We start from the raw sequence: 12,757 nt of genomic DNA, 5'->3' as shown, positions 1-12,757 counted from the left end.
TTCCGGGCGGTGGCGCGCTTCGAGTTCAACCTCGACGAGGCGATCGAGATTTTGGAGAACGCCGGCTGGAAGGAGGGCGCGAGCGGCATTCGCGAGAAGGGCGGCAAGCCGCTCAAGCTCGTAGTCCAGACCTCCACCAACGTCCCGTGGCCGAAGAACCATGTCATCGTCACGCAGGCCTGCCAGAAGGCGGCCATCGAGCTCGAGCCGAAGTCGGTGGTGGCTCGGCGTTCTTCTCCAGCGACGTCGCCAATTCCGACACCTACACGCACGTCTACTGCGACATGGAGATGCTGATGATCACGATGGCGTCGTCGGGTACGCGCGTCAGCGGCATCCGCAAAGGTTTGTAGAGCCATTCCTCGGAATGGGACAACGACCTCTGGCAGTTGCCGAACTGGTGTCGCGAGAGCTGAGCGCACATCGAGAGCGTTCATGCCGAAGCAGAACATTCCGGTGTGTGGCGACCGTCGCTAGCGACGTAGTTCCATTTTCCGGGATGTGACTCGCAGTCAATCTTTCCGCATCTGCGAAGTGCGACAATCGATCCGTTCTTTATTGCGGAATTGGCCCGGATTCTGCTTTGACAGTCGCTTCGAAGGCTGATCCAATTTTATGCAGTTCCCGATCGATGCAAGACGGGGACGCGTTTTTTGGCATTCAGCACCACCTTTGGAGTCGATTGATGAACGAGCGTGATCTCCGTAGCCAGATCGCTGATGTCAAAGCAGGACGCCTGTCACGGCGCGAATTTGTGCAGCGGATGATTGCCGTGGGGCTGACCGCGCCGATGGCCGGCGCGATGCTCGCCCATTCCGGCGTCGCCGTGGCCGCCCAAGCCATCGCCTACAAGCCGACCAAGGCCGGTGGCGGCGGTCCGCTCAAGCTGCTGCTCTGGCAGGCGCCGACGCTGCTCAATCCGCATTTCGCCATCGGCACCAAGGACCAGGAGGCCAGCCGCCTGTTCTACGAACCGCTGGCCGGATGGGACAAGGACGGCAATCTGGTGCCGATTCTCGCCGCGGAGATTCCGAGCAAGGAGAATGGCGGTCTTGCGGCCGACGGTTTGTCGGTGACCTGGAAGCTGAAGAAGGGCGTCAAATGGCACGACGGCAAGCCGTTCACCGCCGACGACGTCATCTTCAATTGGGAATACGCCAACAACCCCGAGACCTCGGCGGTCTCGATCGGCAGCTACAAGAACGTCAAGTCGATCGAGAAGATCGACGATCTGACCGTGAAGCTGATCTTTCCGCAGCCGACGCCGTTCTGGGCCGATGCCTTCGTCGCCTCGTTCGGCTGCATCATCCCCAAGCATCACTTTGCGGATTATATCGGCGCGAAGTCGCGCGAGGCGCCGGCGAACCTGAAGCCGGTCGGTACCGGTCCGTACATGTTCGTGGACTTCAAGCCGGGCGACACCGTCGCCGGCAAGCGCTTCCCGGACTATCACGTGCCGACGCAGCCCCATTTCGACACGGTCGAGATCAAGGGCGGCGGCGATGCCGTCTCCGCTGCGCGCGCGGTGCTGCAGACCGGTGAATACGACTACGCCTACAATCTGCAGGTCGAGGACGAGATCCTGACCAAGCTCGAGGCGGGCGGCCAGGGCAAGACCGAGCTGACGCTGACCGGCAACATCGAATATATCGGCCTCAACGTCACCGATCCCAATGTCGAGGTCGACGGCGAGCGCGCCAGCCTGAAGACCAAGCACCCGCTGTTCTCCGATCCCGAGGTGCGCAAGGCGATCAATCTGCTGATCGACCGTGCGTCGGTGCAGAAGTTCATCTATGGACGCGCCGGCGTCGCGACGCCGAACTTCCTCAACAATCCCGAACGCTTCCGTTCGAAGAACAACAGCTTCGAGTTCTCGATCGAAAAGGCCAGCCAGATCCTCGATGCGGCCGGCTGGAAGAAGGGCGCCTCCGGCATCCGCGAGAAGGACGGCAAGCCGCTCAAATTCGTATTCCAGACCTCGATCAACGGCCCGCGCCAGAAGAACCAGGCGATCATCAAGCAGGCGTTCCAGAAGGCCGGCATCGAGGTCGAGCTGAAGTCGGTGGTCGCGTCGGTGTTCTTCTCCTCGGACGTCGCGAACCCCGACACCTACTCGCATTTCTACTGCGACATGCAGATGTATCAGACCACGATGCCGCAGGCGGATCCGCAGTTCTTCATGAACCAGTTCGTGTCCACCGAGGCCGCGACCAAGGAGAACAAGTGGCAGGGCCGCAACATCTGCCGCTGGCAGAACAAGGAGTATGACGAGACCTACAAGCTGGCCCAGAGCGAGCTCGATCCGGTCAAGCGCGCCGCGCTGTTCATCAAGCTCAACGATCTCGTCGTGCGCGACAACTACGTCCTGCCGGAGATCAACCGGCTCAATGCGATCGGCGTGAAGAACGGCATGGTGCTGTACAAGAGCGGCTGGGACAACGATCTGGCGTTCATCGCCACCTGGTATCGGGCGAGCTGACGCGCGGCCAGCATGACCAGCCAGACATCGTAGGGGTGGAGCGATGGGAAACTATCTTCTCAGGCGCCTCATCGTCGCTGTGCCGAGCCTGCTCGGCATCAGTCTCATTCTGTTCGTGCTGCTCGCGCTGGCACCGGGCGATCCATTCGGCGAGCTCGCGAGCAACCCGAACGTGCCGCCCGAGGTGCGCGAGGCGCTGCGCATCAAGTTCGGGATGAACGATCCCGTGCTGTTGCGCTATGTCCACTGGCTGGTCGCCATGTTCCAGGGCGACTGGGGCTTCTCCTTCGCCAGTCGCGTCAACGTCGACACGCTGATCCTGCAGCGGATACCGACCACGCTCTACGTGGTCGGCACCGCGCAGATCCTGGCGCTGGCGGTGGCGCTGCCGGTGGGCGTGCTCGCGGCGCGGCGGCCCTATTCGATCTTCGACCAGATCGCCAACACCTTCGCCTTCATCGGCTTCTCGCTGCCCACCTTCTTCACCGGCCTGCTGCTGATCCTGATCTTCAGCGTCAATCTCGGCTGGCTGCCGTTCGTCTATCGCGCCGACCTCAGCGCCACCGGCTGGCAATGGTGGTGGGAGAGCATCAAGCAGGCGATCATGCCGGTCACGGTGCTCGGCCTCTATCAGGCGGCGTCCTACACCCGCTATGTTCGTTCGGCCGTGCTCGACGTCATCAAGCTCGACTACGTCACGACCGCGCGTTCCAAGGGCCTCGACGAGAGCAAGGTGATCGTCAAGCACGTGGTGCGCAATGCGCTGATCCCGGTGGTGACGCTGGTGGCGCTGCAGATGCCGACCGTGTTCGGCGGCGCCATCGTCACCGAGCAGATCTTCCGCATTCCCGGCATCGGCTCGCTCCTGATCAGCGCGATCCTCGCCAACGACACGCCCGTGATCATGGCGGTGACCTTCGTGTTCGCCTGCCTCGTCGTCCTCTTCAACCTCATCGCAGACATTCTGTATGGCTGGCTTGACCCACGCATCTCCTTCCGTTGAGACGGCGCCGGTCGCCGCATCGCCCAAACGGCGTTTCTCGCCGGGCCGCGACGCGCTCCGCCGCTTCCTCCGTCACCGCCTCGCGGCCGCCAGCATCGTCGTGCTGCTGCTGCTCGCGCTCTCGATCCTGCTCGGCCCGTGGCTGTGGCGGATTCCGATCAACGAGATCGACTTCACGGCACGCCTCGCGCCGCCGTCCTGGGAGCATCCGTTCGGCACGGACGATCTCGGCCAGGATCTGCTGGCGCGCATGATCTATGGCGGCCGCATCTCGCTTGCGGTCGGCTTTGCCGCGATGGGCGTGGCGCTGTTCGTCGGCATTCTCGTCGGTGCGATCGCCGGCTCGGCCAAGGGACCGGTGGATGCCGCGCTGATGTGGCTGACCGATCTGTTTCTGTCGCTGCCGCAACTGCCGCTGCTGCTCCTGATTATCTATTTGTTCCGCGATTTCCTGAAGGGCTGGCTCGGCGCGGAAGGCGGCGTCTTCGTGCTCATCGTGCTCGTGATCGGCGGCTTTCGCTGGATGCATGTGGCGCGTCTGGTCCGCGCGCAGTTCCTGTCGCTGCGTGAGAAGGAATTCGTCGAGGCCGCGCGCGCGCTCGGCGCCTCCAACGCCCGTCTCGTCGTCCGCCACATCCTGCCGAACGCGCTGGGGCCGGTGATCGTCGCCGGCACCATCGACGTCGCGGCCGCGATCATCGCGGAATCGACGCTGTCGTTCCTCGGTCTCGGCTTCCCGCCGGACATTCCGACCTGGGGCCGGCTGCTGTTCGACGCCAAGGACTATCTCGACATCGCGCCGCATTGGGCGCTGTTCGCCGGCGGCGCGATCTTCCTTACCGTGATCGCGATCAACTTCATCGGCGATGGCCTGCGTGACGCGCTCGATCCGCGGAAGGTGATGTGATGGATGCCCGCGTAGCTCCGCTCCTCGAGATCAAGGGGCTGAAGACCTATTTCAACAGCGACGAGGGCGAGGTCCAGGCCGTCGACGGCGTCGACATCTCGATCGGCAGCGGCGAGACCCTGTGCGTGGTCGGCGAGTCCGGCTCCGGCAAGACCGTGACGGCCATGTCGGTGCTGAAGCTGATCGCGATGCCGCCCGGCCGCATCGCTGGCGGCCAGATCCTGTGGCGGGGCCGTGACCTGGTGCCGCTCGGCTCGTCCGAGATGAACAAGATCCGCGCCAGCGAGATCGCGATCGTGTTCCAGGAGCCGATGACCTCGCTCAACCCGGTCTACACCGTCGGCGACCAGATCGCCGAGGTGATCCGGCTGCATCAGGGCCTGTCGAAAAAGGCGGCGATGGATCGGGCGGCCGAGATGCTGGCGCTGGTGCAGATCCCCAATCCGAAAGCCCGCGTGAACGACTATCCGCATCATTTCTCCGGCGGCATGCGCCAGCGCGTGATGATCGCGATGGCGCTGTCGTGCAATCCCAAGCTCCTGATCGCCGACGAGCCGACCACCGCGCTCGACGTCACGATCCAGGCGCAGATCCTCGATCTGCTGCTCGACATGAAGGAGCGGCTCGGCATGTCGATCATGCTGATCACCCACGCGATGGGCGTGGTGGCCGAGGTCGCCCAGCGCGTCGTGGTGATGTATGCAGGCCGGGTGGCCGAGGAGGCGCCGGTCGATCGCCTGTTCGCCAATCCGCGCCATCCCTACACCCAGGGTCTGATCCGCTCGATCCCGCGTATCGATCTCGCGGCGGTCAGGAAGAGCCGGCTGGAGAGCATCCCCGGCAGCGTGCCGAAGCTGGTCAATCCGCCGGAGGGCTGCCGCTTCGCTTCCCGCTGCCGCTTCGCCATTCCCGACTGCAAGCGCGCGCAGCCGGAGCTGCGCGAGATCGAGCCCGGCCACAAGGTGGCGTGCATCCGCGCCGAAGAGACATTGCTGTGATGACCGAAGCTGCGATTGCCACGCCCGCCGCCCCCGCGCCGCTGCTCAGCGTGCGCAACCTGACCAAGGCGTTTCCGATCCGCGGTGGACTATTGAAGCGCCAGATCGGCAGCGTGCGCGCGGTCGACGGCGTCAACTTCCACATCGAGCCGAGCGAGACCTTCGGCCTCGTCGGCGAGTCCGGCTGCGGCAAGTCGACCACCGGGCGCTGCGTGCTCAGGCTGATCGAGCCGAGCTCGGGCGAGCTGAGCTTCGAGGGCAAGGACGTCATCGCGCTGTCCGGCGACAGGCTGCGTGCGTTGCGCCGCGACATCCAGATCATCTTCCAGGATCCCTACGCCTCGCTCAATCCGCGCATGACCATCGGCGCCATTATCGGCGAGGCGCTGACGATCCATGGGCTGGCGACCTCACGCCAGCAATATGAGGCGCGCATCGTTCATCTCCTGGAGACCGTCGGCCTGCAGGCCGACCACATGACGCGCTATCCGCATGAATTCTCCGGCGGCCAGCGCCAGCGCATCGGCATTGCGCGTGCCATCGCGGTCGAGCCCAAGCTGATCATCTGCGACGAGCCGGTATCGGCGCTCGACGTGTCGATCCAGGCCCAGGTCATCAACCTGCTCGAGGACCTGCAGCAGAAGTTCGGCATCGCCTATCTGTTCGTCGCCCACGACCTCTCGGTCGTCGAGCACATCAGCCGCCGCGTCGCGGTGATGTATCTTGGCCGCATCGTCGAGACCGCGCCGTCACGCCAGCTCTATTCGACGCCGAAACATCCCTATACTGAGGCGCTGCTGTCGGCGGTGCCGATCCCGGATCCGAGCGTCAAGCGCAAGCGCGTGCGGCTCAAGGGCGAGGTGCCGAGCCCGATCAATCCACCATCGGGCTGTCACTTTCACACCCGTTGCCCGATCGCCAAGGACGTCTGCAGCAAGGAAGTGCCACCATTGAAGGCAAGCGCCGAGGGGCATCTCGTCGCCTGCCATTTCCGTTGAGGCAGGGGTCGGCGCGTTACGCCGCCTGACGGTCCGAGACCAGCGCCGTCAGTCGCGCCGATTGCTCCGGGTTCAGTGCGAACTGGACCAACGCGATGCGGTCGCCGACGCGGGTCACGGTCCCCGGCAGATCGGACACCATGCCGGTGATGGCAAGCGTCACCGACGTGTTCATCGTCAGACGAACCGGAACGGCTTCGAGCAGGGCGCCGCCGAGCGAGAGGTTGCGCACGGTGACAGGGATCGCTTCGCCATTCACCTGCAGCGTGCCCTGGCGGTTGATGTTGAGCCGCGTCGACAGCCGGCGATCGACGTCGGCAGTCGAGGTCCGGATCACCCGCACCAGTTCGGTGCGCAGTCGCTGCACCTTGTCGGCGACAACAGTCGAGCCGTCGCGGATATCGGTCGAGCGCCGGCCGGCCTCGCGGGCCTCGCGAGAGACCTCAACGCGGCTGAGCCATGGGGCGGTCCGGACATGTGAGGAATCTAGATGCGAGCCATTTTAAGGATTCGCAGTTGATGCCCGGTTAAGTGCGGATGGCAACTAGTTGCCGTACGCGCGGGGGCGTTTCCGCAGTTGTACGGACGCCATTTTGTGAGTGTTGAGTAGTTGCGTAGTTCTGGGTCAGGACATGTCAGGCCTGATCAGCTCGGTCGCGGTTTCATCCTTCAGTCGTGCGACCAGATCAGCGCGGCGGGTGAGCACCGCGCGCTGGTTGACATAGCCCTTGTCAGTGATCTCGCCGGCATCGAGCAAGGGCGGCTCGGCCATCAATAGCGCACGGGTCGCATAGCGCGACGAGCCGACCGCCTCAGTGCGAAGCTTGGCCAATCCTCGCGCGATGGCGGTGCGCACCGACGGATGCGCCAGAACGTCGCTGGCCGGGGCCGTCTCGGTCAGCCCAGCGGCGCCGCGGCACGCTGCGATGTTGGGCACGATGAGAAAGTGCACCTCGTCGGTGCCGTGGCCGGCGATCACGATATCCTGCGCCAACGGCGCCAGCGCCGCGATGCCGGCAATGCGCAGCGCGCCGACGTTCACCCATGTCCCGGAGCTGAGCTTGAAATCCTCGGTGATGCGGCCGTCGAAGAACAGGCCGCGCTCCGGATGCTCGGGATCTGCGAGCTTCACGGCGTCGCCGATCTTGTAGAAGCCCTCCTCGTCGAAAGCCGCGGCCGTGAGCTCGGGCGCCTTCCAATAGCCCGGCATCACGTTCGGCCCGCGCACGCGGACCTCGAGCTTCTCGCCGGTCGGCACCAGCTTGAGCTCGGTGCCGGGGATCGGCACGCCGATGTTGCCGGCGCGCTCGGCGAAGAAGTGGCAGTCGGTCGCGAGCGGCGATGTCTCGGTGGCGCCCCACGCCGACACCAGCGGTGCAGGACGGCCGATCGTGGCCCGGCTCATCTCGTTGAGCGCATCCCACAGATTTTGCGGCAGGGCGGCGGCCGCATAGAGGATGCACCTGACGCCGGAGAAAAATCTGCGGCGTAGATCGTCATCGGCCCTGAGTGCCGCGACCAGCATGTCGAAGCCGCGCGGCACGTTGAAATAGATCGTCGGCACCAGGCTGCGCAAATTGGCGAGCGAGGTCTCGAACAGGCCGGGCGCCGGCTTGCCGCCGTCGATGTAGATCGACCCGCCGTGGCTCAGCACCAGGTTGAAATTGTGGTTGGCGCCGAAGGTGTGACTCCATGGCAGCCAGTCGACGATGACGGGGCCGCCCTCGACCTCGCGCAGGAAGGTCCAGAGCTGCGCCTTGGCCTGCTGGCTCATGGTCAGCATCCGGTGCGTGTTGATCACCGCTTTCGGCTGCCCGGTCGAGCCGGAGGTGAACAGCAGCTTGGCCACCGTGTCCGGCGTGACCGCGGCGAAGGCGCGGTCGACCTCGGCGCCGGGCTTCGTCGCGAGCAGGGTCTGCAGCGGCACCGCGCTCGTTCCATCGCCGTCGCCGGCAATGATCGTTGCCCGATGCAGGCCGTCGACGGCCGCGAGCGCGCGCGCGAACGGCTCGCGCTGCGCGACGAAGATGGCGCCTGGATCGAGCAGACGGATCATCGCGCGCAGCTTCTCGTGATCCGTCGACATCAGCGAATAGGCCGGCGAGATCGCGCAGACGGGGATGCCGACATGCTGCGCTGCGAGCGCCAGCACGGCATGGGCGATGCTGTTGTCGGACAGGATCGCGAGCGGACGCTCCGGACCAAGGCCCTGCGCGAGCATCCAGGCCGCGGCGGCGCGGACCTGCATCAATGCTTCGCCGTAGGTCAGCCAGGTCCAGTTGTCGCCACGGCGTTCGGCCAGGAACGTGCGATCCGGGAAATGGTGGCCCCAATGCTCCAGCCATTCGCCGGTGCAGCGCGCGGCCGGCTGCAACGGCATGCGCGAGCGCAGGATGATCGCGCCGTCGTCACGCCTGACGGCCTCGATCGACGGCTCGGCGAACATCGCAGGCCCGGATGGGCGGCGTTCTGCATCAACCATGGCGCGTCTCCGCGCTGCGGGCCGTGATTGCGGACGATGCAATGCGGGAGGGAGTGGGGAAGGAGAATGCTGCGCAACAGGCGCTGCGATCGGGTGCAATGTGCCGCCGCATTGCGGTCGCAATGCAGGCAGCCGTCGCCATGAATGACGGCATGCGTCTCCCTCCCATGTTGTAGTCGTTGATCGCAAGACTAACAGAATGGTTGTATTTTGCAATTATTGTGGATGTGACCAATTGCGGCGGCTTGCACTTGCGACGGCATCGGTCTAGGCAGGGATGCTTCATGTCAGCGAGCCAGCATGCCCAAGAGCGCGAGCGCCGGAGCGCAGCGAGACGCAGCCAGCCGGGTTTCCGGGATCGGTCTCGGTGAGCTCGAGAGCCATCTCGGCTATTTCGTCCGCCGCCTGCAGCACTGGATCTTCCGCGACGTCAACGCCGCGCTCGCGGCCGTCGACCTCGACGTCATCCTCTATTCGATCCTGGAGACGATCGCGGCCAATCCCGGCACCGCGCAGATCGCGATCGCGGGCGCGCTGGGCATCGAGCGCGCGCGCATGGTCGCGCTGCTCGACGACCTGCAGCAGGCCGGGCTGATCGTGCGCGAACGCTCCGAGCACGACCGCAGGGCCCATGCGCTCGGCCTGACGCCGCGTGGCCGCCTGATTCTCAAGAAGGCCAATGCACTGGTCGCCGCGCACGAGAAGCGGGTGGCACGCCGGCTCGGGGGCGACAATTATCGCCGCGCGCTCACGGCGCTGTCGCAGTTCGAGACGGACTAGGCTCGTCGCGAACGGGCCATGTCGCGAGCCTTCTGCCCCGCAAGCACGCATTGGTCATCACTCACACGGCACCCTTTACGCGGTACCGCGGTAACTCTACCTCAAACGAAGCAAAATGAAAGATGCATCCTGAGGCTGTTGCCATGCTGGATGCATTGCAGCTCTCAGCTCGCCGCTTCCAGCCGCTCTTCCGTGAGAAGCCGCATCGCGGCGTCGGCGTCCATCGGCTCGCCGAAGGCGTAGCCCTGGGCGTATTCGCAGCCGAGCTGATAGAGCTCGACGGCATCGGAGTCGGTCTCCGCGCCTTCCGCCACCACGTCCATGCCGAGATCGTGCGCCAGCGCGATGATCGATTTGAGGATCACCGGCCGCGTGCCGCGCGCGGTGGTGCGCACGAACGACTGGTCGATCTTCAAGGTGTCGAACGGGAAGCGCTGCAGATAGGCGAGCGAGGAATGGCCGGTGCCGAAATCGTCGATCGACAGGCCGACGCCGAGCTCGCGGATGCGCGTCAGCATCTGCGCGGCGTGCTCCGGGTTCTCCATCACCAGCGATTCCGTCAGCTCGATCTTGAGCGAGCCGCGCGCGACCGAGGAGCGGGCCAGCACCGAGCGGATGTCGTGGATCAGGTCGTGGCGCAGGAGCTGGCGCGAGGAGACGTTGACGCTGGCGAAGATCGGCTCGCGCAGCCGCGTCGCGCGCTGCCACACCGCGAGCTGGCGCGCGGTCTGGTCGAGCACGAAGGTGCCGAGATCGACGATCAGGCCGATCTCCTCGGCGATGGTGATGAACTCGATCGGTGACATCCGCCCGAGCTTCGGATGATCCCAGCGCGCCAGGGCCTCGAAGCCGGCGATCGAGCGATCCTCCAGCCGCACGATCGGCTGGTACAGGATCGTGATCTCCTGGCGCTCGATCGAGCGGCGCAGCTCGCTCTCCAACGTCAGGCGGTCGTTCTTGCGCGCCCGCATCGCCGGCTTGTAGACGTCGATGCGGTCGCCGCCGATGCGCTTGGAGTGATACATCGCAAGCTCCGCATCCTTGATGATGTCCTCCGACAGCTGCGTCTGCGGGTCGGACAGAGCAAGGCCGATCGAGGCGGTCAGGAAGATCTCGCGCTCGTTGAAGGCGATCGGTGCGCGGATGGTCTTGCGGATGGTCTCGGCAAACGCGGTGATGCGGGCGGGGTCCTGCTCGGACAGCAGGATCAGGCCGAACTGATCGCCTGCGAGCCGGGCCAACGTATCCTGGGGCTTGAGGATGCGCGACAGCCGCCGCGCCAGGGTCAGCAGGATGGAATCGCCGACCGCGATGCCGACAGAGTCGTTGACCTGCTTGAAGCGGTCGAGATCGATCACCATCAGGGTCGGCCGCATCGCCGGCATCGACTTGGCGAAATTGGCGACGGCGGCGAGACGGTCGATGAACAGCTTGCGGTTGGGCAGGCCGGTCAGATTGTCGTGCACGGAATCGTGGAGCAGGCGCTCCTCGGCATTCTTGAACTCGGTCACGTCGGTGAGCGTGCCGACCACGCGCGAGACCTCGCCGTCCGAGCCGACCACGGGGCGCGCCTTCAGCGCGAACCACATGAAATGGCCGTCGGGCGTGCGCAGCCGGAAGTCCTGCACCAGGCGGCCGCGGCGTTGGTCGAGGACACTGTCGAGCGCGGCGCGGAAGCGGTCCTGATCGAGCGGATGCAGCACCTCGAGCCATTTCGCGGCCGGGCCTTCCAGCGTGCCGCGCTTCAGGCCGAGCAGGCTCTCGGTCTCCGGGCTGGTGAACACCTTGTCGGCGGAGACGTCCCAGTCCCAGATCAGGTCGCCGGAGCCGGCCAGGGCCAGCGCGCGGCGCTCGACGTCGGAGACGATGCCGGTGGTGGCGCCGCCGCCGGCGAAGGCGTGCTGCATCACCGTGAAGCCGATCAGCATCACGATCAGCACGAGGCCGCCGAGCAGGGCCGGGCCGACGATGTCGTTGGTGACTTGGCCCGCGACCGTCATGCCGGCGGCGGCGACCCACACCGTGAGCAGGAACCAGGTCGGGATCAGCAGCACCGCGCGGTCGAAGCCGTGGCTCGAGAGATAGACGATCAGCGCGAAGCCGAGCACGGCGATCAAGAGCAGCGACATCCGCGCGATGCCCGAGGCCACCGCCGGGTCGAACAGCGCCACGGCGACCAGCGAGCCCAGGAAAAACAGCCAGCCCAGCGTGATGTGCGAATAGCGAACGTGCCAGCGCGACAGATTGAGATAGGCGAACAGGAACACCAGCAGGGTCGCCGCCAGGATCGCCTCGCCCGCGGCGCGCCAGACGCGCTCGGCATTGTTCGACATGTCCAGGACCTTGCCCCAGAAGCCGAAGTCGACGCCGATATAGACCAGCACCGCCCAGGCCAGCGCCGCGGCCGCCGGGAACATGATGCTGCCCTTGACCACGAACAGGATCGTGAGCACGAGCGCGAGAAGCCCGGAGATGCCGATCACGATGCCCTGGTACAGCGTGAACGAGTTGACCTTGTCCTTGTAGGCCTCGGGCTCCCACAGATAGAGCTGCGGCAGCTTGTCGGTGCGCAGCTCGGCCACGAAGGTGACGACCGAGCCCGGATCGAGGGTGACGCGGAAGACGTCGGCGGTCGGGCTCTCCTGCCGCTCCGGCAGGTCGCCGACCGAGGGCGTGATGGTGGCGATGCGCGACAGGCCGAGATCGGGCCAGAGCACGCCGGAGCCGACCACGCGGTAGTGCGGTGCCACGATCAGGCGGTCGAGCTGGTCGTCGGTGTTGTTGGCCAGTGCGAACACGATCCAGTTCTGGCCGCCTTCGCGGGCCCGCACCTCGATGCGGCGGACGATGCCGTCGGTGCCGGGCGCGGTCGAGACCTGGATGCGGTCGTTCTCGCTGCGCTGATGATCGAGGATGCCCGTGAGGTCGATCGCAGGCGCGTCGCTGCGAACGCTGACGGCGTCAACGGCCTGAGCGGGGGCAGCGGCACCACACATCACGAGGCCCAGCGCCGCCAACGACGCGAGGCACCTGATCAGACGCAATGTCAAATCTCCGCGTTCGACACCAATCCAAAGCGAAACAAGCCAAATCGAAAGAGGTCGTCGCCG

Annotated in this window: 9 protein-coding genes and 1 pseudogene; 7 read left to right on the top strand and 3 right to left on the bottom strand. The window is 65.5% G+C overall.

The window, feature by feature from the left end:
• Nucleotides 1–15 precede the first annotated feature (15 nt).
• The 6 genes and pseudogenes from QX126_RS21960 to QX126_RS21935 all read left to right on the top strand — a co-directional run.
• Nucleotides 16–416, top strand: a pseudogene (locus QX126_RS21960) (peptide ABC transporter substrate-binding protein); the annotation flags it as partial.
• A gap of 269 nt (nt 417–685) precedes the next feature.
• A complete protein-coding gene (locus tag QX126_RS21955) occupies nt 686–2,479 on the top strand; it encodes a peptide ABC transporter substrate-binding protein (protein WP_315783608.1) in 1,794 nt (597 codons plus the stop codon).
• Nucleotides 2,480–2,522: 43 nt separating this feature from the next.
• A complete protein-coding gene (locus QX126_RS21950; protein WP_315783606.1) occupies nt 2,523–3,482 on the top strand; it encodes an ABC transporter permease in 960 nt (319 codons plus the stop codon).
• Nucleotides 3,448–4,389 (top strand): ABC transporter permease, encoded by a 942-nt coding sequence (locus QX126_RS21945; RefSeq protein WP_315783604.1) that lies wholly within the window; start codon nt 3,448–3,450, stop codon nt 4,387–4,389. The genes QX126_RS21950 and QX126_RS21945 overlap by 35 nt, the downstream gene beginning before the upstream one ends.
• On the top strand, nt 4,389–5,387 hold the full coding sequence (locus tag QX126_RS21940; RefSeq protein WP_315753321.1) for an ABC transporter ATP-binding protein: 999 nt from the start codon (nt 4,389–4,391) through the stop codon (nt 5,385–5,387). Before QX126_RS21945 ends, QX126_RS21940 begins: the two co-directional genes overlap by 1 nt.
• On the top strand, nt 5,387–6,385 hold the full coding sequence (locus tag QX126_RS21935) for a dipeptide ABC transporter ATP-binding protein (protein ID WP_315753319.1): 999 nt from the start codon (nt 5,387–5,389) through the stop codon (nt 6,383–6,385). Before QX126_RS21940 ends, QX126_RS21935 begins: the two co-directional genes overlap by 1 nt.
• Before the next feature lie 16 nt (nt 6,386–6,401).
• On the opposite strand, the gene QX126_RS21930 is transcribed toward QX126_RS21935, so the two are convergent.
• Together QX126_RS21930 and QX126_RS21925 are read right to left on the bottom strand one after the other, a co-directional pair.
• Complete coding sequence (locus tag QX126_RS21930) at nt 6,402–6,752, bottom strand: PilZ domain-containing protein (protein ID WP_315783603.1); 351 nt, start codon at nt 6,750–6,752, stop codon at nt 6,402–6,404.
• Nucleotides 6,753–7,010: 258 nt separating this feature from the next.
• Complete coding sequence (locus QX126_RS21925) at nt 7,011–8,867, bottom strand: feruloyl-CoA synthase (RefSeq protein ID WP_315783601.1); 1,857 nt, start codon at nt 8,865–8,867, stop codon at nt 7,011–7,013.
• Between the two features lie 300 nt (nt 8,868–9,167).
• Between QX126_RS21925 and QX126_RS21920 the strand changes: the two genes are divergently transcribed.
• Nucleotides 9,168–9,647, top strand: a complete 480-nt coding sequence (locus QX126_RS21920; RefSeq protein ID WP_315783599.1) for a MarR family winged helix-turn-helix transcriptional regulator — start codon at nt 9,168–9,170, stop codon at nt 9,645–9,647.
• A gap of 164 nt (nt 9,648–9,811) precedes the next feature.
• Here QX126_RS21920 and QX126_RS21915 read toward each other — a convergent pair whose 3' ends face one another.
• A complete protein-coding gene (locus tag QX126_RS21915; protein ID WP_315783597.1) occupies nt 9,812–12,691 on the bottom strand; it encodes an EAL domain-containing protein in 2,880 nt (959 codons plus the stop codon).
• Nucleotides 12,692–12,757 lie beyond the last annotated feature (66 nt).

Origin of the sequence: Bradyrhizobium sp. SZCCHNPS1003 (genome assembly GCF_032381555.1) — a bacterium.
In the GTDB taxonomy this organism is placed as follows: Bacteria; Pseudomonadota; Alphaproteobacteria; order Rhizobiales; family Xanthobacteraceae; genus Bradyrhizobium.
Note: the sequence above shows the minus strand (reverse complement) of the source record. Positions and strands in the feature narration are given on the sequence as shown.